We start from the raw sequence: 25,859 nt of genomic DNA, 5'->3' as shown, positions 1-25,859 counted from the left end.
CTCGGGAACGGGCTCAGCGGGAGCGGGCGACCGTCACCTCGACGCGCTGGAACTCCTTCAGCTCCGAGTAGCCCGTCGTCGCCATCGCCCGCCGCAGGGCGCCGAAGAAGTTCATCGACCCGTCCGGTGTGTGCGAGGGACCGGTGAGGATCTCCGTCGTCGTGCCGACCGTGCCCAGGTGCACCTTCTTGCCGCGCGGCACGTCCTCGTGCACCGCCTCCATGCCCCAGTGGTGCCCACGCCCGGGGGCGTCGGTCGCACGGGCCAGCGGGGAGCCGATCATCACGGCGTCCGCGCCGCAGGCGATGGCCTTCGGCAGGTCGCCGGACCAGCCGACGCCGCCGTCCGCGATGACGTGCACGTAGCGGCCGCCGGACTCGTCCATGTAGTCGCGCCTGGCCGCCGCGACGTCCGCGACCGCCGTGGCCATCGGCACCTGGATGCCCAGGACGTTGCGCGTCGTGTGCGCCGCGCCGCCGCCGAAGCCGACGAGGACGCCCGCCGCGCCGGTCCGCATCAGGTGCAGCGCCGCCGTGTACGTGGCGCAGCCGCCGACGATCACGGGGACGTCCAGCTCGTAGATGAACTGCTTGAGGTTCAGCGGCTCGGCCGCGCCCGACACGTGTTCGGCCGACACGGTGGTGCCGCGGATCACGAAGATGTCCACGCCCGCGTCCAGCACGGCCTTGGAGAACTGCGCCGTCCGCTGCGGCGACAGCGCGGCGGCCGTCACGACGCCCGACTCGCGCACCTCGCGGATGCGGCGGAAGATCAGCTCCTCCTGGATCGGCGCCGCGTAGATCTCCTGCATGCGCCGCCCGGCGGTCGCCTCCGGCAGCTCCGCGATCTCCGCGAGCAGCGGCGCGGGGTCCTCGTAACGGGTCCACAGCCCTTCGAGGTTCAGCACGCCGAGGCCGCCCTGCTGGCCGATCGCGATGGCCGTCGCCGGGGAGACGACCGAGTCCATCGGCGCGGCCAGGAACGGCAGCTCGAAGCGGTAGGCGTCGATCTGCCAGGCGATCGAGACCTCCTTCGGGTCGCGCGTGCGGCGGCTCGGCACCACGGCGATGTCGTCGAAGGCGTACGCCCGCCGTCCGCGCTTGCCGCGCCCGATCTCGATCTCAGTCACGTCCAGTGCCTTTCCTCACGCGGTGCCCCTCCTCACGACGGGCGGCACCCAGTATCCCCGGCTCAGCGGCCGGAGTAGTTGGGGGCCTCCGCCGTCATCTGGATGTCGTGCGGGTGGCTCTCCTTGAGACCGGCCGAGGTGATGCGGACGAAGCGGCCGTTTGCCTGGATGTCCGGGACGGTCCTGCTGCCCAGGTAGTACATCGACTGGTGCAGGCCGCCGATCAGCTGGTGCACGACCGAGGCGAGCGGGCCGCGGTAGGGCACCTGGCCCTCGATGCCCTCGGGGATCAGCTTGTCGTCGTCGCCGATCTCGTCCTGGAAGTAGCGGTCCTTGGAGTACGAGCGGCGCTCGCCGCGCGACTGCATCGCGCCCAGCGACCCCATGCCCCGGTAGGACTTCCACTGCTTGCCGTTGATGAACTTCAGCTCGCCGGGCGACTCCTCGCAGCCCGCCAGCAGGCTGCCGAGCATCACGGTGTCGGCGCCGGCCGCGATGGCCTTCGCGATGTCGCCGCTGTACTGGAGGCCGCCGTCGCCGATCACGGGGATGCCGGCGGCGCGGGCCGCCTGCGACGCCTCGTAGATCGCCGTGACCTGCGGCACGCCGACTCCGGCGACGACGCGGGTCGTGCAGATCGAGCCGGGGCCGACGCCGACCTTGATGCCGTCCACGCCCGCGTCCACCAGCGTCCGCGCGCCGTCGCGCGTCGCGACGTTGCCCGCGATGACGTCGACCCGGTCGAAGTTCGACTTGATCTTGGCGGCCATCTCCGGGACGAGGCGCGAGTGGCCGTGCGCGGTGTCCACGACGAGGAAGTCCACCCCGGCCTCGACCAGCGCGGAGGCGCGGTCGTACGCGTCGCCCGCCACGCCGACCGCGGCGCCGACGACGAGGCGGCCCTCGGCGTCCTTGGCGGCGTTCGGGTACTTCTCGGCCTTGACGAAGTCCTTGACGGTGATGAGGCCCTTGATCCGGTTCTCGTCGTCCACCAGCGGCAGCTTCTCGATCTTGTGCCGCCGCAGCAGCTCGGCCGCCTCCTCGCCGGAGATCCCGACCCGGCCGGTGACCAGCGGCATCGGCGTCATGACCTCGCGCACCTGCCGGTCGCGGTCCGACTCGAAGGCCATGTCGCGGTTGGTGACGATGCCGAGCAGCCGCCCCGCCGCGTCCGTCACGGGGACGCCGCTGATGCGGTACCTGCCGCACAGCTCGTCGGCCTCGCGCAGCGTGGCGTCCGGGCGGATGGTGATGGGGTCGGTGACCATGCCGGACTCGGACCGCTTCACGCGGTCCACCTGCGCGGCCTGCTCCTCGATCGACAGGTTGCGGTGCAGCACGCCCGCGCCGCCCTGCCTGGCCATGGCGATGGCCATCCGCGCCTCGGTGACGCGGTCCATCGCGGCGGAGAGCAGCGGCACGTTCACCCGGACGTTGCGCGAGATGCGCGAGGAGGTGTCGATCTCGTGCGGTGCCAGATCGGCGGCGCCCGGAAGCAGCAGCACGTCGTCGAACGTCAGTCCGAGCGTCGCGAACTTCTCCGGTACCTCACCCGCGTAGTCAGTCATGACTGCCTTTCCCGCATTTCTCCGCGCCGCCCGCTGCGTCACTCCTCCGGGCCCGTCCGGCCGGGGTTTCCATGCTACGGCCATGCCGGTGATGGTTCAGCGCCCGGCGAGAGCCCGCAGCCTGCTCAGCGCGCGGTGCTGAGCGACCCGTACGGCGCCGGGGGACATGCCCAGCTTCTCGCCCGTCTCCTCGGCCGTCAGGCCGATGGCGACGCGCAGCATGACCAGCTCGCGCAGGTGGTCGGGGAGGTTCGCCAGGAGGCGGCGGGCCCACTCGGCGTCGCTGCTCTGGAGGGCGCGCTCCTCGGGGCCGAGGGAGTCGTCGGGCCGCTCGGGCATCTCGTCGGAGGGGACGGCCGTGCTGCCGGGGCGGCGGAGCGCGGCCCGCTGGAGGTCGGCGACCTTGTGGTGGGCGATGGCGACGACGAAGGCGTCGAACGGGCGCCCGGTGTCGCGGTAGCGCGGCAGCGCGCACAGGACCGCGAGGCAGACCTCCTGCGCGAGGTCGTCCACGAAGTGACGAGCCTCACCGGGAAGGCGGGCCAGGCGCGTACGGCAGTAGCGCACCGCGAGGGGGTGCACGTGGGCCAGCAGGTCGTGGGTGGCCTGGGGGTCGCCCTCGGCCGCACGATGGACGAGGGTGCCGATCCCCGTCACCTCGTCGTCGCGCATCGGTCCATGGTGCACCGTCGCCGCGCGGTCCGTGTCACCGCGGGCTGAGTTGTGCATCGAAGCGTTATGTGCGGGAGCGCTCAGAGTCATGTTCCGGGCCCTCCCCTCGCGCCTGGCCGGCTCGTCCCCAAGGAGCGTCATGCATTCAAGCATGCGTCAACCGCGGATGTTTTGAGTCGCCTCCTCACCGGACGGGGGGTGACGGCCGCCGCCGCGCTCCCCGTCCGGTCGCGTCCCCGGCGCCCGTCAGCGGACCAGACCCCACCGGAACCCCAGCGCCACGGCGTGCGCGCGGTCCGACGCGCCGAGCTTCTTGAACAGCCGGCGCGCGTGCGTCTTGACCGTGTCCTCCGACAGGAACAGCTCACGGCCGATCTCCGCGTTCGAACGGCCGTGGCTCATGCCTTCGAGCACCTGGATCTCGCGGGCGGTCAGCGTGGGGGCCGCGCCCATGTCCGACGAGCGCAGCCGGCGCGGGGCGAGCCGCCAGGTCGGGTCGGCCAGGGCCTGGGTGACCGTGGCGCGCAGCTCCGCGCGGGACGCGTCCTTGTGCAGGTACCCGCGGGCACCGGCGGCGACGGCGAGCGCCACGCCGTCGAGGTCCTCCGCGACCGTGAGCATGATGATGCGCGCCCCCGGGTCGGCGGACAGCAGCCGCCTGACGGTCTCGACACCGCCGAGGCCGGGCATACGGACGTCCATGAGAATCAGGTCGGAACGGTCGGCACCCCAGCGGCGGAGCACTTCCTCACCGTTGGCCGCCGTCGTGACCCGCTCGACGCCGGGCACGGTCGCGACCGCGCGGCGCAGCGCCTCCCGGGCGAGGGGGGAGTCGTCGCAGACGAGGACGGAAGTCATGGCCGCCCTCCGCAGCTGATGCGCATCACCTTGTGCCTCCAGGCAGTTATGTGTCGTCACCTGTGCGATTGACGGGGCTTGAGCACCGCTGTCAACCGCCTCCGCCCTCTCAACGACGGTCACCCGAAAGAGTTACGGTCGCCAACCACAGAGTGAGAGCACTCTACGTGAGCATCCGGCCACGGCAGTGCCGCGATTTGCTCAACACGCCGAACATTCATTTTTGCCCTTTTTAGACCTTGTTGCCCTTCTTTGGGTGTCTGCGGCTATATTCAGCGGGTAGTCATATTTACATCTACTTCCGCGGTACCGAAGACGATGGGACACCTGTCATGGCAGATTTCTCCCGCCTTCCCGGCCCGAACGCCGACCTGTGGGACTGGCAGCTCCTCGCTGCCTGCCGGGGCGTGGACAGCTCGCTGTTCTTCCACCCCGAGGGCGAACGCGGCGCGGCACGCAGCTCGCGGGAGGAGGCGGCGAAGGAAGTGTGCATGCGCTGCCCCGTGCGCTCCGAGTGCGCCACGCACGCCCTCTCCGTCCGCGAGCCGTACGGCGTGTGGGGCGGCCTGACCGAGGACGAGCGCGAGGAACTGCTCGGCCGGGCGCGCCGCAGCGACCTGGTGCACTCCGGCGGCGCGGCGCGCGGCGGGGCGCACGACCCGGCGCACGGCGCGTCATCCGGAGCGGTCAACACGGCGGACACCGGCGGCACCCGCGTCCGTACCTCCCCCGGCTCCGGCTGGGACGACCCGGCCGGCTCCGGCGGCTTCGCGGACCACGAGGACGAGCCCGTGTGACCGACGCCGGGTAGGCCCGGGACACGGGGAGCACTACCGTCCCCCTATGACAACTGCATTGGTGACGGGCGCCACCACCGGGATCGGCGCGGCCTTCGCGCGCAGGCTGGCACGTGACCGGCACGACCTCGTGCTGGTGGCCAGGGACAGGGACGCGCTGCGCCGCCAGGCCGCCGAGCTGCACGACCGGCACGGCGTCGAGGCGGACGTCCTGCGCGCCGACCTGTCCACGGACGAGGGCATCGCGGACGTCGAGGCACGGCTCGCCGACCCGGCGCGGCCGGTCGGCCTGCTGGTCAACAACGCGGGCTTCGGCCTGCGGGGCGCCTACCTGAAGGCGCCGGTGGCGGACGAGCTGCGGATGCTGAAGGTGCACTGCGAGGCGGTGCTGCGGCTGACGACGGCCGCGGCCGGGCCGATGCGGGAGCGCGGGCGCGGCGGTGTGGTGAACGTGGCGTCGGTCGCGGCGTTCCTGCCGCGCGGGACGTACGGGGCGTCGAAGGCGTGGGTGGTGCAGTTCACCGAGGGCGCGGCGCGCGACCTCGCGGGCGGCGGCGTGCGGATGATGGCGCTGTGCCCCGGCTTCGTGCGCACCGAGTTCCACCAACGCGCGGAGCTGCGGACGGACAACATCCCCGGCTGGATGTGGCTGGACGCGGACCGCGTGGTCGACGCGGCGCTGCGGGACCTGGCGCGCGGGCGGACCGTGTGCATCCCGGACGCGCGCTACCGCGCGCTGCTCGGCGCCGCGCGCCTGATGCCGCGCGGGGCGCTCGGCGGCATCTCGTCGCGCGCCGGGCGGCGCTTCGGCCCGCGGCGGGGCGGTGACGCGACGGCCTGAGCCCGTTCGTACGGCCGCGGGAACGGCGGGACCCCGCCGCGCGGTGTGCGTGGCGGGGTCCTGTGCCGTTCGGCGGTGCGGCGCGGGTCAGTGCGAGTGACCGTGGCCGTGCCCGGCGGCGGCCTCGGGCTCCTCTTCCTTCTTCTCCACCACGAGGGTCTCGGTGGTGAGCAGCAGGGAGGCGATCGAGGCGGCGTTCTCAAGCGCGGAGCGGGTCACCTTGACCGGGTCGATGACGCCGTCCTTGACCAGGTCGCCGTAGGTGCCGGTGGCGGCGTTGTAGCCCTCGCCCTTGTCCAGCTCGGCGACCTTGGAGGTGATGACGTAGCCCTCAAGGCCCGCGTTCTCCGCGATCCAGCGCAGCGGCTCGACGGCGGCGCGACGGACGATGGCGACGCCGGTCGCCTCGTCACCGGTGCGGCCGAGGCCGCCGTCCAGGACCTTCGCGGAGTGCACGAGGGAGGCGCCGCCACCGGGGACGATGCCCTCCTCGACCGCCGCGCGGGTCGCCGAGATGGCGTCCTCCAGACGGTGCTTCTTCTCCTTCAGCTCCACCTCGGTGGCGGCGCCGACGCGGATGACGCACACGCCGCCGGCCAGCTTGGCGAGGCGCTCCTGGAGCTTCTCGCGGTCCCAGTCGGAGTCCGTGTTCTCGATCTCGGCGCGGATCTGGGCGACCCGGCCCTCGATGTCGGCGCGCTCGCCGGCACCGTCGACGATCGTGGTGTCGTCCTTGGTGATGGTCACGCGGCGCGCGGTGCCGAGGACGTCGAGACCGACCTGGTCGAGCTTGAGGCCGACCTCCTCGGAGATGACGGTGCCGCCGGTGAGGGTGGCCATGTCGCCGAGCATCGCCTTGCGGCGGTCGCCGAAGCCGGGGGCCTTGACGGCGACCGAGTTGAAGGTGCCGCGGATCTTGTTCACGACCAGGGTGGACAGCGCCTCGCCGTCCACGTCCTCGGCGATGATCAGCAGCGGGCGGGACGCGCCGGACTGCATGATCTTCTCCAGCAGCGGCAGGAGGTCCTGGATGGAGGAGATCTTGCCCTGGTGGATCAGGATGTACGGGTCGTCGAGGACGGCCTCCATGCGCTCCTGGTCGGTCACCATGTAGTGCGACAGGTAGCCCTTGTCGAAGGCCATGCCCTCGGTGAAGTCCAGGTCGAGACCGAAGGTCTGGGACTCCTCGACGGTGATGACGCCGTCCTTGCCGACCTTGTCCATCGCCTCGGCGATCAGCTCGCCGACCCGCTTGTCCTGGGCGGACAGGGCGGCGACCGCGGCGATGTCCTCCTTGGAGTCGATCGGGCGGGCGCTGGCCTTCAGGTCCTCGGCGACGGCGGCGACGGCCGCGTCGATGCCGCGCTTGAGGCCGGAGGGCGAGGCGCCGGCGGCGACGTTGCGCAGGCCCTCGCGGACCAGCGCCTGGGCCAGGACGGTCGCGGTGGTGGTGCCGTCACCCGCGATGTCGTTGGTCTTGGTCGCCACCTCCTTGACGAGCTGGGCGCCCAGGTTCTCGTAGGCGTCCTCGACCTCGACCTCGCGGGCGATGGTCACACCGTCGTTGGTGATGGTGGGCGCGCCGAACTTCTTGTCGATGACGACGTTGCGGCCCTTGGGGCCGATGGTCACCTTGACGGCGTCGGCGAGCGCGTTGACGCCGCGTTCGAGGGCGCGCCGCGCGTCCTCGTCGAACTTCAGGATCTTCGCCATGGCTGTGGGTGTCCCCTTGTGCGTGATCTCTCGGACTGCTGGAGGACCCGTGGTGCCGCGCGGGTGCGTCGGGCCACGGGGTCGGCCGGCCGTTCAGGTGGTGGACGGGCCGGTGTCACCGGTCCTGTCCGCCGCCTGAGCGGCCGGCGGACGCGTCCGTGCCCCGGGCCCGGTCAGCCGAACGGGTCGGCGCGGGTACCGGGGCACGGTCCGGCGTCGCGTGCGATGCCGTTACTTCTCGATGATCGCGAGGACGTCGCGAGCCGAGAGGACGAGGTAGTCCTCGTTGTTGTACTTGACCTCGGTGCCGCCGTACTTGCTGTACAGCACCACGTCGCCGACCTTCACGTCGAGCGGCAGACGGTTGCCGTCCTCGAAGCGGCCGGGGCCCACGGCAAGGACGGTGCCCTCCTGGGGCTTCTCCTTGGCGGTGTCAGGAATGACCAGGCCCGAGGCCGTGGTCTGCTCGGCGTCGAGCGGCTGGACCACGATGCGGTCCTCAAGCGGCTTGATGGCAACCTTGCTGGCGGTCGTCACGATCCGACCTCCCCCTTCGGAGATCCGGGGCTTCTATGGCTGGATGGCGACCTGGTGGACCCGTCGTCGCGGGTGCCGAGTCCGCCCGTCGCGCGTAGCTGGCACTCTCATGGTGTGAGTGCCAGAGTTGAGATTAGGCGGCGGTTAGCACTCAGTCAACCAGAGTGCCAATGCCGCCGGTCGCGAGCCTAACGGACGAGCGCGGCGCGCGGGGCCGTTCCCCCGGCCCCGGCGGGTCCCGGCGGGTCCCGGGCGGGTCCCGGCGCCCGTGCCGCACGGGTCACACGTAGTCCTCCAGCCGGGCGATGGCGAATCCTTGTTCGCTCACGGCGTCAAGGAGACGGCGCAGCATGTCCGCCATGCTGCCGTCCCACTCGCGCTCGCCCCTGAAGTGGGTGAGGACGATGTCGCCCGGGTGGAAGCGGCGGTCGGCGCGCCCGTAGTCGATGTGGCCGGGGAACGCCTCCTCCGCCCAGAGGGAGACGACCTCGATGCCGCAGTCGGCGGCGGCGCGGAGGGTGTCGCGGTTGTAGGCGCCGTAGGGCGGGCGGAAGAGGGTGGGGCGTTCGTCGAGTTCGCGGGCGAGGTTCGCCTGCTGGCCGCAGATCTCGGCGCGCTGCTCGGCGTAGGTGAGGCGGGGCATCTCGCGGTGGTTGATGGTGTGGTTGTGGCTGTGGTGGCCGTCTTCGAGCGCGTCGCGGAAGAAGCCGTAGTCCTCCCGGGCGACCTCGTCGGAGAGGAAGCCGCTGACGGGGACGTCCAGTTCGCGGAGCATGCGCAGGAACTCCGGGTCCTTGTCGGCGCCGTCGTCGATGGTGAGGAAGACCACCTTCCGGTCGGTGGGGACGCGGACGATCACCGGGGGGAGCCCTTCGCCGGCGAGGTGGCCGGGTTCGGGAACGAGGCGGGGCGGGGTGGCCGGGGGTTCGGGGGCGCGCAGGGGGACCTTGCGCAGCCCCCATGTCTTGGCGGCGGCGACGCGGCGGGTCTCGGCGCGTTCCAGCTTTTCGGCGTACGCCTCCAGCGCGTGGGCGGCGGTGCGCGCCTGGTCGCGCTGCGGGGCGCCCAGGGCGAGTGCCGTCACGCGCTCGGCGGCGCCGGGCCCGGGGGCGCTGTCAGTGGTGGCGTCCATGCCGTAGGCCTGGTCCTGCCCGTGGTCCTGGCGTGCGGGGTCCTGGGCGAGGAGGCGGACGGGCAGTCCGGAGCAGGCGACGGCGAGTATCGTCGCGCCGCCGATGGCCAGGGAGCGGCGGATTCCGACCGGGGCCCGCCGTCCCGTATACCGCTTATCGTTTTGTCGTACTTGTCCGATAATCCCCATGGTTCGGGATGGTGCCACCGGCTGCGGGCCGGTCCCCGAACGCCGTTCCGGTGGAGCGGGGAGAATGACCCGTGTGGCCGCACCCTCACCTCCCGCCGACCCCGCCGACCCCGCCGCTTTCCGCGCGCTGCTGACCGGGACGGGCCGGGACCTGCTCGCGCAACTGCGCGACCTGGACCCCGCCGACGAGCTGACGGTGGCCACCCGGCTGCGGCGCGACCACCCGCCCGCGCTGGTGTCCGCCGCCATCGGGCAGGCGCGGCTGCGGCAGCGGGCGGCGGCCAAGTTCGGCGCGGACGCGGGGCGGATGTTCTTCACGCCGGACGGCGTGGAGCAGGCGACGCGGGCGCCGGTCGCCGCTTGGCGGGCGGCGCGCTTCGCGGGGCTCGGGGTGCGGCGGGTCGCCGATCTGGGGTGCGGGATCGGGGGTGACGCCATCGCGCTGGCGCGTGCCGGGATCTCGGTGGTGGCGGTGGACCGCGACCCGCTGACCTGCGCGGTCGCGGAGGCCAACGCGGCGGCGCTGGGGCTGGCGGACCTGATCGAGGTGCGGCGGGGCGATGTGACGGACGTGCTGGACGGCGGCGCGCTCGCGGGATGTGACGGGCTGTTCGCCGATCCGGCGCGGCGGGGCGGGCGCGGGCGGGTGTTCGACCCGGAGGCGTACTCGCCGCCGCTGTCCTGGGCCGTCGCCGCCGCCCGGCGGGTGCCGTTCGCGGCGCTGAAGACGGCGCCAGGCATCCCGCACGAGGCGGTGCCGCCCGGGGCGGTGGCGGAGTGGGTCTCGCACCGGGGCGAGGTGAAGGAGGCCGTGCTGTGGTTCGGGCACGACGGCCTGCCGCCGCGTACGGCCGCGCTGCTGCCGGGCGGGGACGTGCTCGGCGGCGACGGCACCCGGCAGGCCCCGGACGGCCCGCCGTGCCGCTACCTGTACGAGCCGGACGGCGCCGTGATCCGCGCGCACCTGGTGGCGGAGGCGGCGGAACGGCTCGGCGGGCACCTGCTCGACCCGTCGATCGCCTACGTGACGGCGGACGAGCTGCGCCCCGCCGACCCGTTCACCAGCGCGTACGAGATCACGGACGTGCTGCCGTTCCACGTCAAGCGGCTGCGGGCGCTGCTGCGGGAGCGGGGCGTGGGGACGGTGACGGTGAAGAAGCGCGGGTCGGCGCTGACGCCGGAGGAACTGCTGCGGCGGCTGAAGCCGCAGGGCCCTGGCAGCGCGACGGTCTTCCTGACGAAGGTGGCAGGCACCGCGACCATGCTCATCGGCCACCCGTTCCCCCCTCCGGGGTCGGGGACCGCCTGAGGCACGGCTCTCCCCCAGTCACGGACGCCGTCGGCACCGCGCGGGACGACGGCTACAGCCCTGGTTCCCCCCCGGCTCGACGCCACCGGGGCCACCCCCGCGTGTGCGGGGAGCAGGCTGCGCCGTGGAGTGCGGTCCAGGCGGATTCGGGGCCACCCCCGCGTGTGCGGGGAGCAGGCGGTGATGTCCGAGCCGACGCCGACGGAGGCGGGGCCACCCCCGCGTGTGCGGGGAGCAGAGTCGTTGAAGTGCGGGTTTCTCGTGGCGAGAGTGGATTTTGCTTAGCTTTACCAAATCCCGTGCAGTGCCTGCAACATCAGGGCGGCGGCTGGACATCCGCGCGGAGTCCGACCTGGGAGGGGCCCCAGGGCGTCGCCCGCCGCTGAGGCGACGGTTGTGTCAGCGGCCCGCTACGTCCGCGCGGGGGTCCTGTGAGGAGCCGAAGGCCGCGCGGCGCTTGCCCCTCGGCCGTGGTTTCGGAACGGACGCCGGGCGCGGGACAGCAGGGGTTCACCGTATCGAGGGATACCGAAACCGTCGCGCAGCGTATACCTTTCCAGCATGAGCAACTACCGAGAGTCATCGAGTAGGGCAACTGTCGTCAAGGGCCGGGGGTTTCCGGGACTGGTTCGAAGTGCCAGCGGTGTACGGGGCGGTGCAGCAGGTCCGGGGGTGGGTCGGGGAGTTCGGTGGGGACCGTTCCGTCCGGCCACCAGGTCAGCACGAGCACCCGGTCCGGCTCCGCGCGGAACGTCTCGCGCCGGTCCGGTGCGGGGGCGAGGGTCCGGGACCTGGCCCAGGCGAGGAGTTCGGGCCCCCGGCCCGCCGCCGCCCGCGCCTCCCACATCAGCGTCACGGCGGCCATCAGTGGTGATGCCCGTGGTGGTGATGGTGGTGATGCTGCTCGGCGGGGATGTGGGGCTCGGTCACCGGGAGGGAGGAGTCGGCCGGCAGGTCGAGTGCCGAGGGCGTGCGGCCCCGGGCCACCATCTCCGCGCCCAGCGCGGCGACCATCGCGCCGTTGTCGGTGCACAGGCCCGGCCGGGGCACGCGCAGGACGATCCCGGCGTCGGCGCACCGCTCCTCGGCCATCGCGCGCAGCCGCGAGTTGGCCGCGACGCCGCCGCCGACCATCAGATGGTCGACGCCCTCGGCCTTGCACGCCTTGATCGCCTTGCGGGTGAGCACGTCCGTCACGGCCTCCTGGAACGACGCCGCCACGTCCGCGACCGGCACCGTCTCGCCCGCGGCCCGCCGTGTCTCAACCCAGCGCGCCACGGCGGTCTTCAGGCCGGAGAAGGAGAAGTCGAACGGGGCGTCGCGGGGGCCGGTCAGGCCGCGCGGGAAGCGGATGGCGGCCGGGTCGCCCTCCCGTGCCAGGCGGTCGATGGCCGGGCCGCCGGGAAAGCCGAGGCCCAGGACGCGCGCCACCTTGTCGAACGCCTCGCCCGCCGCGTCGTCGATCGTCGCGCCGAGCGGCCGGACGTCCCGCGTGATGTCCGGTGCGAGGAGCAGCGAGGAGTGCCCGCCGGAGACGAGCAGCGCCATGGTCGGCTGCGGCAGCGGGCCGTGCTCCAGCTGATCGACGCAGATGTGCGACGCCAGGTGGTTGACGCCGTACAGCGGCTTGCCGAGCGCGTACGCGTACGCCTTGGCCGCCGAGACGCCGACCAGGAGTGCGCCGGCCAGGCCGGGGCCCGCCGTGACGGCGATGGCGTCGAGGTCGGCGGCGGCGACCTTGGCGTCCGCCAGGGCGCGTTCGATGGTCGGGACCATCGCCTCCAGGTGGGCGCGGCTCGCGATCTCGGGGACGACGCCGCCGTAGCGGGCGTGGTCGTCCACGCTGGAGGCGACGGCGTCGGCCAGCAGGGTCGTGCCGCGCACGATGCCGACGCCGGTCTCGTCGCAGGACGTCTCGATGCCGAGGACCAGGGGTTCGTCAGCCATACCGTTCCGTGCTCTCCACTGGGGTGGTCTGTGCGGTCTGTGCTGCCTGTGCGGTCTGCGACGGGGGCGGCAGTTCGCGGCGCATCACGAGGGCGTCGATGTTCCCCGGCTGGTAGTAGCCGCGGCGCACGCCGATGGCGCGGAAGCCGAAGCGTGTGTAGAGGCGCTGCGCGCGCACGTTGTCCTTGCGGACTTCGAGCAGCACCTCGTCGCAGCCGAATCCGGCCGCCGCCGCCAGCAGCGCGGCCAGGAGGCGCGAGCCGAGGCCGGTGCCCTCGTGGTCCCGGGTCACGCCGATCGTGAGGACATCGCCGGTGCTGCCCGCGACGCCGAGGCCGCCGTAGCCGGCGAGGCGACCGTCGGGGCGTTCGGCGACGAGGTAGCGGCGCGTCGGGGCGGTGCCGCGCGCGGACGCCAGCTCGTTCCAGAACATGCCCACCGACCAGGCGTCGTCCGGGAACAGCTCGGCTTCGAGCCCGAGGACCGGCTCGATGTCCCACCAGCGCATCTCGCGCAGGACGACGGTCATGCGCGGGTGACCGCCTTGTACCCGGCCGGGACCTTCGCGTCCGGGCGGCGGAGGTACTGCGGCTGGGGCGCGTCCAGGGGGAGACCGGCGGCGAGGCGTTCCGCCGCCAGCGCGGCGAGGGCGGCGGCGGACGCGTGCTCGGGCAGGTCGTCGCGCACGGCGCGGAAGGCGTCCCGGTACAGCCGGGCGCCCGCGCCGGCGGCGGGCAGCGCCAGCACGTCCGGCGGCAGGTCGGCCGCCCTGGCGACGGCGGGGCCGTCCAGGCGGGTACGGGCGTCGGCGTAGCGCGCCCAGTACACCTCCTTGCGGCGGGCGTCGGTGGCGACGGTGAACGGCTCGGTGAGGCCGGTTCCGTAGGCGATGGCGTCCAGGGTGCCGAGGCCGTGCACGGGGATGCCGAGCGCCGCGCCCAGCGCGGCGGCGGTGGCGAGCCCGACACGCAGCCCGGTGTAAGGGCCGGGCCCGGTGCCCGCGACCAGCGCGGTCACCTCGCCGATCCCCCGTCCCGCCTCGGCGAGCACCCGGTCCACGGCCGGCATCAGCAGCTCGCCGTGCCTGCGGGCATCGGTCTCCCCCGCGGTGGCGAGGACGTGCCGCCCGTCGTGGAGGGCGGTGGTGACGGCGGGCGTGGCGGTGTCAAGGGCGAGCAGCAGCACCCAGCAAGGGTACGGCTCCCCGCCGGTACGGCCCGTCCCTGGTAGCGTCGGCTGACGGCCCGGGGACCCCGGGGACAGTGCGAAAGGCAGGCAGTCGATCGTGGCGCGCCCATCCTCCGGCTCCGGCTCCGGTCTGTTCGTCACCGCGCTGACGGCGGCGGCGCTCGCGGTCGTGGCCTTCTTCGCGTTCCAGGCGTCCGCCGCCGACGACCGCCCGTCCGCCGCCGCCGAGCCCTCCGCCCCCGCGGCGTCCGAGGGCGACTCGGACGGCGCGGGCGGCGCGGGCGGCGGCGGCGAGGGCGAGGGTGCCGAGGAGCCGTCGGACCCGGCGCTGCCCGAGGAGTCCGGCACGGGACGGCGGGTCGTGTACGCGCTGGCGCAGCAGCGGGTGTGGCTGGTGGACGTCGCGGCGGACGGGTCGGGCGAGGAGGTCGTCTCGACGTTCGAGGTGTTCCCCAGCCCGGTGAGCCCGGAGCCGGGCGAGTACGCCGTCTCCTCGCGCAATCCCCAGGGCACCGGCTCGGACGGCGTCCCCATGGAGCACGCGGTGATCTTCCACGCGGACGCGGAGGGCGTCGTCTTCGGCTTCTCGGCGGCGACGGACGGCTCGGTGCCCGACCCGGAGTCGACGCAGCGGACGGGCGCGGTCCGGCAGAGCCGGGCGGACGGCGACACGATGTGGGAGTTCGCCGAGCAGGGCACGGCGGTCGTCGTCGTCGCCTGACAGCGGCGGGCGAACCGTTCGACACGGCCGGACACGCGCCGGTGGGATGGCCCGCATGGCTCCCGCACGGATGCACGCCGACGAGGTGGACACCGCTACGGAACTCGTGCGGCGCCTGGTCGCCGCGCACGGCTTTCCAGGGTGAGCTGCCCCCGGTGGGCGGACCTGCCGGTGGCGGCCGTGGCCTCGACGGGCACGGACGACGCGATGTTCCGGCTCGGCGACGACCTGGCCGTACGCCTCCCCCGCATCCCCGTCGCGGTCGGCAACGTGGCCGCCGAGCAGCACTGGCTCCCCCGCCTCGCCCCGCACCTGCCCTTCGCCGTCCCCGCGCCGGTCGGTCTCGGCGCGCCGGGCGAGGGGTTCCCCTGGCACTGGTCCGTCCTGCGCTGGCTCGACGGCGCCAACCCGGCTGTCGGACGGCTCGCCGAACCGGCCGCGCCCGCCGCCGGCCTGGGCCGTTTCGTCAGCGCCCTGCGCGACGTACCGGCCGATGGCGGCCCGGCGGCCGGGACCCCCGAGGGCCGTGACGGGCGCCCGTTCGACCTGGACGCCGTGACCGCCGCCTGGGACGACGCCCTGCGCGCCCCCGCCTACACCGGCCCGCCCGTCCGGTTCCACGGCGACCTGTCGCCGGGGAACGTCCTGACCGGCCTGGACGGCCGCCTCACGGCCGTCATCGACTTCGGCTGCCTCGGCACCGGCGCCCCCGGCATCGACCTGATGCCCACCTGGAACCTGCTGCCCGCCGCCGCGCGGCCGTGGCCGGGCGCTGTCGGTCGCGCTGCTCCAGCTGCCGTACCACCGCGAGACGAACCCGGGGCTCGCCGCGAGCGCCCGGCACGTCATCGGGGAGGTGCCGGCCGACGTCAGTCGCGCGGCAGCCGCACCCCGCGCCAGCGCTCGCCGACGCCCGTCAGCGTGACCCGCCGCACGTCGTCGCCGTTCTCGTCTCCAGCGGTGCCCGTGGTCCGGTCGATCACCACGTGCAGCCGGTCCTCGGACAGGTCCTCGACCCGCCCCTCGCCCCACTCCACCACGACCACCGACTCGGGCAGCGCCACATCGAGGTCGAGGTCCTCCATCTCGTCGAGCCCGCCCCCGAGCCGGTACGCGTCCACGTGCACCAGCGGCGGCCCCGAGCCGAGCGACGGGTGCACCCGCGCGATCACGAACGTCGGCGACGTCACCGCGCCCCGCACCCCCAGGCCCTCGCCGAGCCCCCGCGTCAGCGTGGTCTTCCCGGCGCCCAGTTCACCCGTCAGCAGGACGAGGTCCCCCGCCCGCAGCAGCGCGGCCAGGCGGCGGCCGAGGTCACGCATCCGCTCGGCTCCGGTGACGGTCAGCGCCACGCTCTCAGACAGCTGGTTCATGGAACGGGATGCTACGCGCGAGCAGCGCGCCCAGCCGGTCGTTCACCTCGCGGGGCGCTTCGAGCAGCAGCAGGTGCCCCGCGTCGGGCAGCACGGTGTGCTCGGCGCCCGGCAGGACCTCCGCGATCCGCTCGCTGTGCTCGGGCGGCGTGACGAGGTCCTTGCCGCCCGCGAGCACGAGCACCGGCAGGTCGTGCGCGAGCCCGGCGAGCACCGGCAGCGCGCCCGTCGTGTCGTGCTCGCCGAAGGCGGGGTAGAAACCGGCCACCACGTCCATCGGCACCGACTCCAGCAGCCGTTCGGCGAACCGCGCCACCCCCGGGTCGACCTGCTCCGGCCTGCCGAACGCATACCGCCGCACGACGCCGCCGTACAGCTCGCCGGCCGCCCGGCGCCCCGCGTCCACGAGCCCCTGCCTGCTGCCGAGCGCCCGCACGACGCCGGGCAGCACCTTGCGCACGGCCCGCGCGGCGGACGGCGGCAGCCCGTACCCCACCTCGGCCATGCGCCCGGCGGACGTGCCGAGCAGCGCGATGCCCGCGACGCGGGAGGCCACGTAGTCGGGGTACTGCTCGGCGAGCGCCATGACGGTCATGCCGCCCATCGAGTGCCCCACCAGCACCACGGGCCCCTCGGGCACCGCCGCGTCGAGAACGGCCTTCAGGTCACGGGCCAGCAGCGGGATGCCGACGGGCTCGGGCGACCGCCCGGGTGCCGAACGGCCGTGCCCCCGCTGGTCCCAGTAGACGGCGCGGACGGCGCCGCGCAGGGCGGCGCGCTGGAAGTGCCAGACGTCCTGGGAGAGGCAGTAGCCGTGGCAGAAGACGACGGTGGGCGGGGGGCGGCGCGCGGCCCGGGACGCGGGGCGCAGGAGCCGCGCGAGCCGCCCCGGCGCGCCCGGCGTGCGCGGCGCGGGAACGGCGGGTGGTGGTGCGAGGGGTTCCGTGACGGGGCCGCCCGCGCCGTCGTCGGCGGGCCGGTCGTACGCGCCGTCCGCCGGGCCGCCCCCCACCTCGTCGGTCTCGTAGTACAGCTCGGTGCCGTCCTCGGCGGTGGCGGTGCCGGGCGTGCCGCGCAGCGTGCCGTAGGGACCGGCCGCGTCGAGCGCCGCCAGCGCCTCACGCCGTACGGAACGGGTCGCGGTCAGCCGGTCGACGGCCACCGTCGTGGCGACCGCGCCCAGCGCCGCTCCGGCTATCCCCACGCCCCGCGCCCACCTCACGTCCTGGTCTCCCCGTGGTGGACCCGGGGGACGCGGTGGCCGACGCGGGTGACGATCTCGTACCCGATGGTCCCGGTCGCGCGGGCCCAGTCCTCGGCGGTCGGCTCGCCCCGGTCGCCCGGCCCGAACAGCACCGCCTCGTCCCCGGCCTCGGCGGTGTCGCCGCCGAGGTCGACCACGAACTGGTCCATGGCCACCCGTCCGGCGATCGTCCGCCACTTCCCCGCGACGAGCACGGGACCGCTGCCCGACGCGTGCCGGGGGATGCCGTCCGCGTACCCGGCGGGGACGAGGGCGAGCGTCGTTTCGCCCGGCGTCGTGTACTGGTGGCCGTAACTGACCCCGTGCCCGCCCGGGACGCGTTTCACTCCCGCGAGGGCGGCGCGCAGCGTCATCACGGGGCGCAGGCCGAAGTCCTCGGAGGTGCCGACCTCTGGCGAGGGCGACAGGCCGTAGACGGAGATGCCGGTGCGGACGAGGTCGTAGTGGGTGGCCGGGAGGGTGAGGGTCGCCGGGGAGTTGGCGAAGTGGCGGACCTCGGGGCGCAGTCCGGCGCGGTCGGCGATCTCCAGGGCCTCGGTGAACGCGGTCTGCTGCGCCGCGATGGACGGGTGGCCCGGCTCGTCGGCGCAGGCGAAGTGCGACCACAGCCCGGCGACGGTGAGCGCGCCGGTCGCCTCGGCGGCGCGCGCGGCGGCGCACAGCGCGGGCCAGTCGCGGGGGGCGCAGCCGCTGCGGCCGAGTCCGGTGTCGATCTTGAGGTGCACGCGCGCGGTACGCCCGGTGGCGCGGGCGGCGGCGACGGCGGCGTCCAGGGCCCAGGGGGCGCTGGCCGACACGTCGATGTCCTGGGCGACGGCGCCGCGCCAGGGCCCGTTCGGCGTCCACAGCCAGCACAGCACGCGGCCGGTGTCGCCGTCGGCGCGCAGGGCGAGCGCCTCCTCGGGCGTCGCGGCGCCGAGCCAGGCGGCGCCCGCGACCCGCGCCTCGCGGGCGCACGGCAGGAGGCCGTGGCCGTACGCGTCGGCCTTGACGACGGCCATCAACGCGGCGCCGCCGGTGAGGCGTTCGCGGAGGGCACGGACGTTGGCGCGCAGCGCGGGCAGATCGATGTGCGCCCGCAACCGCCCGCTTTCTTCCGTCGTGTGCTCGTTCATCGCCCCCCAGTGTCGCAGGAAGACCCGCCGGACGAGCGTCAGACTGGGGGCATGAGGACTGCTCACCCTGTCGAGACCGTGCGGGCCGCCGAGCGCGCGCTGATGGCCACGCTGCCCGAGGGAACGCTGATGGCGCGCGCGGCGGCGGGCCTCGCCGCCGTGGCCGCCGGGCTGTTGCGGCCCCGGCTGTACGGCGCCCGCGTCGTCCTGCTGACGGGCAGCGGCGACAACGGGGGCGACGCCCTGTACGCCGGTGCCCGGCTCGCCCGGCGCGGCGCGGCGGTGACCGCGCTCCTGCTGCGACCCGAACGGGCGCACGCCGGCGGAGTCGCCGCGCTGCGGGCGGCGGGCGGCCGTACGGCGGACGTGGACGAGGCGGAACGGGCGCTGGCGGGCGCGGCCCTGGTCGTGGACGGGATCACGGGCATCGGTGGGCACGGCGGGCTGCGGGAGGACGCGGCCCGGCTCGTCGCCCGCGTGGCGGCGGCGGGCACGCCGGTGCTGGCCGTGGACCTGCCGAGCGGCGTGGACGCGGACACGGGCGAGGTGCGGGGCGACGCCGTACGGGCGGCGGTGACCGTCACGTTCGGCACGTACAAGCCGGGCCTGCTGATCGACCCGGGCCGCGAGTACGCGGGCGAGGTGCGGCTGGTGGACATCGGCCTCGGCCCGCACCTGCCGCCGGAACCGGCCGTGGAGGCGCTGGGCGGCGCGGAGGCCGCGGCGCTGCTGCCGCGCCCGTCGGCCGAGAGCGACAAGTACCGGCGCGGCGTGGTCGGCGTCGTGGCCGGCTCGGCGCACTACCCGGGCGCGGCCGTCCTGGCGGTGGGCGGCGCGCTGCGCGGCGGCGCGGGCGCGGTCCGCTACTCGGGCCCGGCGGCGGACGCGGTGATCGCCCGCTACCCCGAGACGCTCGTGTCGGGCGGCGCGCCGAGCGAGGCGGGGCGGGTGCAGGCGTGGGTCGTCGGCCCGGGGCTCGGCCAGGACCCGGACGCCGCGCGGCGGGTGGACGACGTGCTGGAGTCGGACGTTCCGATCCTGATCGACGCGGACGGCCTGCGCGGCCTCGACCCGGAGCGGCTGCGCGCCCGTCCGGCGCCCACGCTGCTCACCCCGCACGCCGGGGAGGCGGCCGCGCTGCTCGGCACCGACCGGGGGCGCGTGGAGGCGGCGCGGCTCGCGTCGGTCTGCGAACTCGCGGCGCGCTACGGCGTCACGGCGCTGCTGAAGGGCTCCACGACCCTGATCGCCGCCCCGGACGGCGGCACGGTCCGCGTCAACCCGACGGGCACGCCCTGGCTGGCCACGGCGGGCAGCGGCGACGTCCTCTCCGGGCTGACCGGCGCCCTGCTCGCGGCGGGGCTGAGCCCGCTGGACGCCGCCTCGGCGGGCGCGTACGTCCACGGTCTCGCCGGCTCACTGGCCCCGGAGCCCCCGATGGCGTCCACGGTCGCCGAGGCGCTGCCCGACGCGTGGGCCCGCCTGACCGACGCGCCGGGCGAGGCGGACGCCTGACGGGGCAGGACGGGGCAGGACGGGACCGCCCGTGGCCGGAACGGACCGGGCGAAGGCCGCGACGCCGCGTAGGTCCGGCCGGCGGGTGCTTCCGGCCGGTGGCTCGTCGGCAGGTGGAGCGCCGCCCTGAACTGTCGACGCGGGGTTGTCGCGGGAGGGGCCGGTGGGACGGTGCGGGCGGATTCCGCCGTCCGCTCCCGGTTCGCCACGGGGACGGGGGGCCGGATGGGGCGCCCCGGCACCGGCTCCGGCCGGCCTCGGGCCTGGCCGCGTCACCTCGTCGGCGGCAGGGGGTGCAACGCGGAGGCGCGCCGCAGCCGGGCGACGAGCGCCGCCGGTCGTGTCGGGGACGCGGGCGGGCGTCCAGGTGATGTGGCGGCGCGGGCGGTTGCCCCGGTGGGTGGTCGGCGCCCCACCCCACCCCACCCCACCCCGCGCCGGACCACCGGCAGCGCCGGCACGGCGAACAGAGGCAGGACATCGGGCACGTCCCCGCCCGCGACGTGCCCCCGGCAGCCGCCGGGACGGACGGCCACGCGGCGGTGGCGGAGGCGCTCGCACCTCCCCTGCCTGCCCAGCCAGGTGAGTACGGCGGGCGCGACCCCGCGCGGCCGGGACCCCAGCCCTTCCCGGCACCGGCGCGGTCAGCTCACCCGTGCCCGGTCGCGGCGCGGACGGCGGCCCGCAGGGAGGGGAAGACGGCGTGGGCGCAGGCGAGTTGCCCGGCGGTGTGCGTCGTGGTCACGGCGTGCACCGTGCAGCCGGCCGCCCGGCCCGCCGCCACGCCGGCGGGCGAGTCCTCCACCACCAGGCAGTGGCGCGGGTCGGCCCCCAGCCGCGTGGCCGCCGTCAGGTACCCCTCGGGCGAGGGCTTGCCCTCGGTGACGTCCTCGGCGCACACCCGGACCGCCGGGACCGGCAGCCCCGACGCGGCCAGCCGCCGCCGGGTCGCCTCACCACGGCTGGACGTCACCACCGCCCACGCCCCGGCCGCCAGGCCGCGAAGGACCGCACCCGCCCCGTCGTACGCCCGCACGGTGTGCTCCTCGGCGGCCATCAGCCGGTTGAGCAGCGCGTGTTCCTCGGCGGGGTCCAGGTGCGGGGCGACGAGCCGCAGCGTATCGACCCGCCTCCTGCCCTGCGTGGCCCCCCACACGCTGCCGGGGTCGAGCCCGCGCGCGTCCGCCCACGCCGCCCACACCCTGCGGTGCGCCGCGCCGGAGTCGATCAGCACGCCGTCCACGTCGAACAGGAACACCGGTTCGGTCATGGTGGTCAGCCCTCGGCGATGACCACGGCCGACGCCACGCCCGCGTCATGGCTCAGTGAGAGGTGCCACGACCGCACGCCAAGCTCCGCCGCGCGCGCCGCGACCGTGCCGCGCACCTCAAGGCGCGGACGGCCCGAGTCCTCCTGGCACACCTCGGCGTCCGTCCACCGCAGCCCGCCCGGCGCGCCCAGCGCCTTGGCCAGCGCCTCCTTCGCCGCGAACCGCGCCGCGAGCGAAGCGGGGCCGCGCCGTTCCCCGGACGGCAGCCACAGCTCGCCCGGCACGAACAGCCGGTCCGCCAGCTCGGGCGTCCGTTCCAGCGACCGCGCGAACCGGTCGATCCCCGCCACGTCGATCCCCACCCCGATGATCACGCCCGGACCACTCCCCCCTCGGCGTCCGTGATCTCGCAGCCGACCTCGTCGGCCCCGCGCCGCAGCACCACCACGTCCTCCCCCGCCCCGTCCAGCGGCAGCACCTCGTGCGCCGCCTCGCCGCCGAAGGCCGCGCCGTCCGACGCCGCGAACGCCTCCCCGCCGCCGAGCCCCACCGTCAGCGGCAGGCCGCGCCGCGCCGCCACCAGCGTGTCGGGCGCGTCGGCGTGCACCGCGAGCAGGACGAACGTGCCGCGCGCCGCCCGGCACACCTGCCGCATCGCCTCGCCGGGGTCGCCGCAGGAGGAGAACGCCTCGGCGAACAGGTGCGCGACGGCCTCGGCGTCCGTGCCCGACACCAGCCGGTGCCCCCGGCCCGCCAGTTCGGCGCGCAGCGCGTCCCCGCCGTCGAGGGCGCCGTCCTGCGCGACCGCGACCCGCCCCGCGTCGTCGGACTGCGGGCACGCCGCCGCGTCCGTGAGCGGCCGTACGTCCGGCGCGCCCAGGTGCCCGATGCCCGTTCCGGCGGCCGGCAGGGGGCGCGCACCGAGCAGCGCGCGCAGGTCGTCCGCCGTTCCCGCCCGTTTCGCCACCGCGAGCCCCCCGTCCGCGACGAGCGCCACGCCGCACGCCCCGCCCGGCGCCCGGAGGGTGTCGAGCCCGCCGAGCAGCACGTCGAGAGCGGACCGGAACCCGAGGTAACCCACACACCCGCGCATGCGGGCAGATTAGCCCGCCCGCGACAATGTGCGCGTGGCCACCTCACCCCGCCGGACGACCCCGTACACCGAGCTGAGCCGCGCCGAGTGGAGCGCGGCCGGCGCCCGCGCCCCGCTGCCGCTGACCGCCGCCGAGCTGGCCGGGCTGCGCGGCCTCGGGGACGTCACCGACCTGGCGGAGGTCCGCGAGGTGTACCTGCCGCTGGTCCGGCTGCTGCACCTGCACATCGCGGCGGCGCACGGGCTGCGCGGCGCGGTGGGCGCCTTCCTGAACGGCGGCGAGGGGAAGGCCGTGGCGCCGGCCGGCCCGTTCGTGATCGCCGTCGCGGGCAGCGTGGCGGTGGGGAAGTCGACCGTCTCGCGGCTGGTCCAGGCGCTGCTGGAGCGCGGCCACGGGCGGCCACGGGTGGCGCTGGTGACGACGGACGGCTTCCTGCTGCCGTCGGCCGAGCTGCGGCGGCGCGGGCTGATGGCGCGCAAGGGGTTCCCCGAGTCGTACGACCGGCGGGCGCTGACGCGCTTCGTGACCGACGTGAAGGCGGGCCGCCCGGAGGTGACCGCGCCCGTCTACTCGCATGTCACCTACGACATCGTGCCCGGCGAACGCCTCACCGTCCGCCGCCCCGACGTGCTGATCATCGAGGGGCTCAACGTCCTCCAGAGCGCGCCGCCGGGACACGTCGGCCTCGCCGACCACTTCGACTTCTCCCTCTACGTGGACGCGCGGCCGCAGGACATCCGCGCCTGGTACCTGAGCCGCTTCCGGACGCTGCGCGAGACCGCGTTCCGCGACCCGGACTCGTACTTCAGGAAGTTCGCCGACCTGTCGGAGGAGGCCGCGCTCGACCTCGCCCGCAACACCTGGCGGACCGTCAACGAGCCCAACCTCGTGACCAACATCGCCCCGACCCGGGCCCGCGCGACACTCGTGCTGCGCAAGGGCCCGGACCACGCGGTGCGTTCGCTGCGGCTGCGGCGGCCCTGACGGGCCGTCAGCCGAGCTGTGACTTCACGACGTCGGCGAGACCGGCCGCGACCGTCCTGGCCTGCGCCGCGTCCGGCGCCTCCACCATCACGCGCACCAGCGGCTCCGTCCCGGACGGCCGCAGCAGGACGCGCCCGGTCGCGCCGAGCTGCCGCTCCGCCTCGGCCACCGCGTCGGTCAGCTCGCGGCAGTCGGCGACCCGGCTGCGGTCGACGTCCCGCACGTTGATCAGCACCTGCGGCAGCCGTTCCATCACGCCCGCCAGCTCGGCGAGCGGGCGGCGGGTCGCGGCGACGCGGGCGGCGAGGAGCAGGCCGGTGAGCGTGCCGTCGCCGGTGGTGGCGTGGTCGAGGACGATGACGTGCCCCGACTGCTCGCCGCCGAGCGAGTAGCCGCCGCGCCGCATCTCCTCCAGGACGTAGCGGTCGCCGACGGCGGTCTGCTTCAGGCGCAGGCCCTCGCGCTCCATGGCGAGGGTGAAGCCGAGATTGGACATGACGGTCGCGACGACCGTGTCCTGCGCGAGGCGGCCCGCCTCCCGCATGGCGACGCCGAGGACGGCGAGGATCTGGTCGCCGTCCACCTCCCGGCCGTCCGCGTCGGCGGCCAGACAGCGGTCGGCGTCGCCGTCGAGGGCGATGCCGAGGTCCGCGCCGTGCTCGGTGACGGCGGCGCGCAGGGCGTCGAGGTGGGTGGAGCCGTAGCCGTCGTTGATGTTGAGGCCGTCCGGCTCGGCGCCGATGGTGACCACGCGGGCGCCCGCCCGCGCGAACGCCTCGGGCGCGACGCGCGCCGCCGCGCCGTGCGCCGTGTCCAGGACGATCTTCAGGCCGTCGAGCCGGTTGGGCAGCGCGCCGACGAGGTGGCTGACGTACTCGTCGAAGCCCTCGTCCCAGTCGGTGACGCGGCCGACGCCCGCGCCGACCGGTCTGTCCCACGGCTGCCCGGCGGCGTGCTCGCGGTAGGCGGCCTCGATGCGGTCCTCCAGGTCGTCGGCCAGCTTGTGGCCGCCGCCCGCGAAGAACTTGATGCCGTTGTCCGGCATGGGGTTGTGGCTGGCGGACAGCATCACGCCGAAGTCCGCGGTGAGCGAGCCGGTGAGGTAGGCGACCGCGGGCGTCGGCAGCACGCCGACCCGCAGGACGTCCACCCCGGCGCTCGCGAGGCCCGCCACCACCGCCGCCTCCAGGAACTCGCCGGAGGCCCGGGGGTCGCGGCCGACCACCGCCAGGGACCGGCCGGCGCCGGTGCCGCCGAGCACGCCCGCCGCGGCCACCGAAAGGCCGAGGGCCATCTCGGCGGTGAGGTCCGCGTTGGCGACGCCGCGTACACCGTCCGTGCCGAAGAGTCGTCCCACAGTGTTTCCTCCGAGTTCCCGAGTGCGACCAACGGCGTAAACCCTATAAAAGGAACGCCCCGGCAGCACGGATGTGCTGCCGGGGCGCCGGGAATGACCCCGATTAGCGCTTGCTGTACTGGGTACCCTTACGCGCCTTCTTCAGACCGGCCTTCTTCCGCTCCACCGCGCGCGAGTCGCGGGTGAGGAATCCGGCCTTCTTCAGCGGGCCGCGGTTGTTGTCGACGTCCGCCTCGTTCAGCGCGCGGGCCACGCCGAGGCGCAGCGCGCCGGCCTGGCCGGAGACACCGCCGCCGGAGATGCGGGCGACGACGTCGTAGCGCTCGTCGAGTTCGAGCACCTTGAAGGGCTCGTTGACGGACTGCTGGTGCACCTTGTTCGGGAAGTAGCCCTCAAGGGTGCGACCGTTGATCTTCCACTTGCCGGTGCCCGGCAGGATGCGGACGCGGGCGATCGCGTTCTTGCGACGGCCGGTGCCGGCGCCGGGGAGCGGGTCGCCGAAGCGGCCGGTCAGCTCGTCGGCGGACGCCGCGAACTCCTCCGGCGTGCTCTCGGTCGTGTACTCCTCGACCTCGGGGACCTCGGCGTCAAGGGTCTCAGCGGTGGGCTCGGCCACGATTCTCCTCAGATTCTTTCTGGTCTTTGGGGGTGGCCGGGACTACTGCGCGACCTGGGTGATCTCGAACGCCACCGGCTGCTGGGCGGCGTGCGGGTGCTCGGGGCCCGCGTAGACCTTGAGCTTGGAGAGCATCTGGCGGCCGAGGGTGTTCTTCGGCAGCATGCCCTTGATCGCCTTCTCGACGGCGCGCTCGGGGTTCTTCTCCAGGAGTTCCCCGTAGCGCACGGAGCGGAGACCGCCCGGGTAGCCGGAGTGGCGGTAGGCGAGCTTCTGGGTCCGCTTGTTGCCGGACAGGTGCACCTTGCCCGCGTTGACGATGATGACGAAGTCACCGGTGTCGACGTGGGGGGCGTACACCGGCTTGTGCTTGCCCCGCAGGAGGGTGGCGGCCTGGGAGGCCAGTCGTCCCAGGACGACGTCGGTGGCGTCGATGACGTGCCACTGACGCTGGACGTCGCCGGGCTTGGGGCTGAACGTACGCACGGTCGTAGCCTTCGCTTCTTCAGTGATGGGTTCCTGACAAGGCCACCCGGAATCACGTCGGCGCAGGCCGTACCCCGGTGACGCATACCGTGGTACTGGCCGCCGGCGGACATCCTGGCGGACCGGCGCAAGGCCCGTCACGTGAGATCGAGCAAGCCATACGCATAGAGTTTCCAACGAGGCA

General features: G+C 74.6%; 25 protein-coding genes and 2 pseudogenes. 7 read left to right on the top strand and 20 right to left on the bottom strand.

Going from position 1 to position 25,859, the window contains the following annotated elements; translation table 11 throughout:
• Positions 1–13 precede the first annotated feature (13 nt).
• From ACL02R_RS05170 to ACL02R_RS05155, 4 genes are all read right to left on the bottom strand, one after another.
• Positions 14–1,129 (bottom strand): GuaB3 family IMP dehydrogenase-related protein, encoded by a 1,116-nt coding sequence (locus ACL02R_RS05170; RefSeq protein ID WP_362961519.1) that lies wholly within the window; start codon positions 1,127–1,129, stop codon positions 14–16.
• A 62-nt stretch (positions 1,130–1,191) separates the two neighbouring features.
• Positions 1,192–2,697: an IMP dehydrogenase gene (gene guaB / locus ACL02R_RS05165; protein ID WP_412795636.1), complete on the bottom strand. Its 1,506-nt coding sequence runs from the start codon at positions 2,695–2,697 to the stop codon at positions 1,192–1,194.
• 96 nt (positions 2,698–2,793) lie between these two features.
• Positions 2,794–3,369 carry an RNA polymerase sigma factor ShbA gene (gene shbA / locus ACL02R_RS05160; RefSeq protein ID WP_362961515.1) on the bottom strand — a complete coding sequence of 192 codons (576 nt, stop codon included), beginning with the start codon at positions 3,367–3,369 and terminating at the stop codon, positions 2,794–2,796.
• Between the two features lie 246 nt (positions 3,370–3,615).
• A complete protein-coding gene (locus ACL02R_RS05155) occupies positions 3,616–4,227 on the bottom strand; it encodes a response regulator transcription factor (protein WP_019431595.1) in 612 nt (203 codons plus the stop codon).
• Between the two features lie 332 nt (positions 4,228–4,559).
• Between ACL02R_RS05155 and ACL02R_RS05150 the strand changes: the two are divergent.
• Together ACL02R_RS05150 and ACL02R_RS05145 are read left to right on the top strand one after the other, a co-directional pair.
• A pseudogene (locus tag ACL02R_RS05150) lies at positions 4,560–4,877 on the top strand (WhiB family transcriptional regulator); the annotation flags it as partial.
• A gap of 193 nt (positions 4,878–5,070) precedes the next feature.
• Positions 5,071–5,865, top strand: a complete 795-nt coding sequence (locus tag ACL02R_RS05145) for an SDR family NAD(P)-dependent oxidoreductase (protein ID WP_412795635.1) — start codon at positions 5,071–5,073, stop codon at positions 5,863–5,865.
• Positions 5,866–5,952: 87 nt separating this feature from the next.
• On the opposite strand, the gene groL is transcribed toward ACL02R_RS05145, so the two are convergent.
• The 3 genes from groL to ACL02R_RS05130 form a co-directional block, all read right to left on the bottom strand.
• Entirely contained in the window at positions 5,953–7,578 is a 1,626-nt protein-coding gene (groL, locus tag ACL02R_RS05140) for a chaperonin GroEL (protein ID WP_412795634.1), read from the bottom strand.
• Positions 7,579–7,809: 231 nt separating this feature from the next.
• Positions 7,810–8,118, bottom strand: coding sequence for a co-chaperone GroES (gene groES, locus ACL02R_RS05135; RefSeq protein ID WP_362961585.1), 309 nt, complete (start codon positions 8,116–8,118; stop codon positions 7,810–7,812).
• A gap of 277 nt (positions 8,119–8,395) precedes the next feature.
• Entirely contained in the window at positions 8,396–9,436 is a 1,041-nt protein-coding gene (locus ACL02R_RS05130; protein WP_412795633.1) for a polysaccharide deacetylase family protein, read from the bottom strand.
• Between the two features lie 64 nt (positions 9,437–9,500).
• Between ACL02R_RS05130 and ACL02R_RS05125 the strand changes: the two genes are divergently transcribed.
• Complete coding sequence (locus ACL02R_RS05125; RefSeq protein WP_412795632.1) at positions 9,501–10,745, top strand: THUMP-like domain-containing protein; 1,245 nt, start codon at positions 9,501–9,503, stop codon at positions 10,743–10,745.
• Positions 10,746–11,346: 601 nt separating this feature from the next.
• Here the strand turns inward: ACL02R_RS05125 and ACL02R_RS05120 are convergent.
• The 4 genes from ACL02R_RS05120 to tsaB are packed head-to-tail and all read right to left on the bottom strand — an operon-like array spanning position 11,347 to position 13,877.
• On the bottom strand, positions 11,347–11,610 hold the full coding sequence (locus tag ACL02R_RS05120) for a hypothetical protein (RefSeq protein ID WP_412795631.1): 264 nt from the start codon (positions 11,608–11,610) through the stop codon (positions 11,347–11,349).
• The gene (gene tsaD, locus ACL02R_RS05115) at positions 11,610–12,692 is read right to left on the bottom strand and encodes a tRNA (adenosine(37)-N6)-threonylcarbamoyltransferase complex transferase subunit TsaD (RefSeq protein WP_412795630.1); all 1,083 of its coding nucleotides are present in this window, start codon (positions 12,690–12,692) and stop codon (positions 11,610–11,612) included. Before tsaD ends, ACL02R_RS05120 begins: the two co-directional genes overlap by 1 nt.
• Positions 12,685–13,221, bottom strand: coding sequence for a ribosomal protein S18-alanine N-acetyltransferase (gene rimI, locus ACL02R_RS05110; protein ID WP_412795629.1), 537 nt, complete (start codon positions 13,219–13,221; stop codon positions 12,685–12,687). The genes tsaD and rimI overlap by 8 nt, the downstream gene beginning before the upstream one ends.
• Positions 13,218–13,877, bottom strand: a complete 660-nt coding sequence (gene tsaB / locus ACL02R_RS05105) for a tRNA (adenosine(37)-N6)-threonylcarbamoyltransferase complex dimerization subunit type 1 TsaB (RefSeq protein ID WP_412795628.1) — start codon at positions 13,875–13,877, stop codon at positions 13,218–13,220. The genes rimI and tsaB overlap by 4 nt, the downstream gene beginning before the upstream one ends.
• Positions 13,878–13,977: 100 nt before the next feature.
• Between tsaB and ACL02R_RS05100 the strand changes: the two genes are divergently transcribed.
• Positions 13,978–14,601, top strand: a complete 624-nt coding sequence (locus ACL02R_RS05100) for a L,D-transpeptidase (protein ID WP_412795627.1) — start codon at positions 13,978–13,980, stop codon at positions 14,599–14,601.
• Positions 14,602–14,808: 207 nt separating this feature from the next.
• A pseudogene (locus tag ACL02R_RS05095) lies at positions 14,809–15,303 on the top strand (phosphotransferase); the annotation flags it as partial.
• Positions 15,304–15,470: 167 nt separating this feature from the next.
• Here the strand turns inward: ACL02R_RS05095 and tsaE are convergent.
• The 3 genes from tsaE to alr are packed head-to-tail and all read right to left on the bottom strand — an operon-like array spanning position 15,471 to position 18,353.
• Entirely contained in the window at positions 15,471–15,974 is a 504-nt protein-coding gene (gene tsaE, locus ACL02R_RS05090) for a tRNA (adenosine(37)-N6)-threonylcarbamoyltransferase complex ATPase subunit type 1 TsaE (RefSeq protein ID WP_412795626.1), read from the bottom strand.
• The gene (locus ACL02R_RS05085) at positions 15,958–17,178 is read right to left on the bottom strand and encodes an alpha/beta fold hydrolase (RefSeq protein ID WP_412795625.1); all 1,221 of its coding nucleotides are present in this window, start codon (positions 17,176–17,178) and stop codon (positions 15,958–15,960) included. Before ACL02R_RS05085 ends, tsaE begins: the two co-directional genes overlap by 17 nt.
• A 14-nt stretch (positions 17,179–17,192) precedes the next feature.
• Positions 17,193–18,353, bottom strand: coding sequence for an alanine racemase (alr, locus tag ACL02R_RS05080; RefSeq protein ID WP_412795624.1), 1,161 nt, complete (start codon positions 18,351–18,353; stop codon positions 17,193–17,195).
• Positions 18,354–18,404: 51 nt separating this feature from the next.
• Here alr and ACL02R_RS05075 point away from each other — a divergent pair, with 51 nt between their 5' ends.
• Positions 18,405–19,868 carry an NAD(P)H-hydrate dehydratase gene (locus ACL02R_RS05075; protein ID WP_412795623.1) on the top strand — a complete coding sequence of 488 codons (1,464 nt, stop codon included), beginning with the start codon at positions 18,405–18,407 and terminating at the stop codon, positions 19,866–19,868.
• 649 nt (positions 19,869–20,517) lie between these two features.
• On the opposite strand, the gene ACL02R_RS05070 is transcribed toward ACL02R_RS05075, so the two are convergent.
• The 3 genes from ACL02R_RS05070 to ACL02R_RS05060 are packed head-to-tail and all read right to left on the bottom strand — an operon-like array spanning position 20,518 to position 22,231.
• Entirely contained in the window at positions 20,518–21,138 is a 621-nt protein-coding gene (locus ACL02R_RS05070; RefSeq protein ID WP_412795622.1) for an HAD-IA family hydrolase, read from the bottom strand.
• A gap of 5 nt (positions 21,139–21,143) precedes the next feature.
• Entirely contained in the window at positions 21,144–21,512 is a 369-nt protein-coding gene (locus ACL02R_RS05065; protein ID WP_362961484.1) for a holo-ACP synthase, read from the bottom strand.
• Positions 21,509–22,231, bottom strand: a complete 723-nt coding sequence (locus tag ACL02R_RS05060) for a glucosamine--fructose-6-phosphate aminotransferase (RefSeq protein WP_412795621.1) — start codon at positions 22,229–22,231, stop codon at positions 21,509–21,511. The genes ACL02R_RS05065 and ACL02R_RS05060 overlap by 4 nt, the downstream gene beginning before the upstream one ends.
• Positions 22,232–22,259: 28 nt before the next feature.
• Between ACL02R_RS05060 and coaA the strand changes: the two genes are divergently transcribed.
• Entirely contained in the window at positions 22,260–23,216 is a 957-nt protein-coding gene (gene coaA, locus ACL02R_RS05055) for a type I pantothenate kinase (RefSeq protein WP_412795620.1), read from the top strand.
• 7 nt (positions 23,217–23,223) lie between these two features.
• Here the strand turns inward: coaA and glmM are convergent, their stop codons facing one another.
• From glmM to rplM, 3 genes are all read right to left on the bottom strand, one after another.
• Positions 23,224–24,573, bottom strand: a complete 1,350-nt coding sequence (gene glmM, locus ACL02R_RS05050) for a phosphoglucosamine mutase (protein ID WP_412795619.1) — start codon at positions 24,571–24,573, stop codon at positions 23,224–23,226.
• A 103-nt stretch (positions 24,574–24,676) separates the two neighbouring features.
• Positions 24,677–25,189: a 30S ribosomal protein S9 gene (gene rpsI / locus ACL02R_RS05045; RefSeq protein ID WP_362961476.1), complete on the bottom strand. Its 513-nt coding sequence runs from the start codon at positions 25,187–25,189 to the stop codon at positions 24,677–24,679.
• A gap of 42 nt (positions 25,190–25,231) precedes the next feature.
• The gene (gene rplM, locus ACL02R_RS05040) at positions 25,232–25,675 is read right to left on the bottom strand and encodes a 50S ribosomal protein L13 (RefSeq protein WP_412795618.1); all 444 of its coding nucleotides are present in this window, start codon (positions 25,673–25,675) and stop codon (positions 25,232–25,234) included.
• Positions 25,676–25,859 lie beyond the last annotated feature (184 nt).

It is taken from the genome of Streptomyces sp. MS19 (assembly GCF_047200595.1).
Taxonomy (GTDB): Bacteria; Actinomycetota; Actinomycetes; order Streptomycetales; family Streptomycetaceae; genus Streptomyces.
The sequence above is the reverse complement of the archived record's forward strand: the minus strand, read 5'-3'. Positions and strand labels throughout refer to the sequence as shown.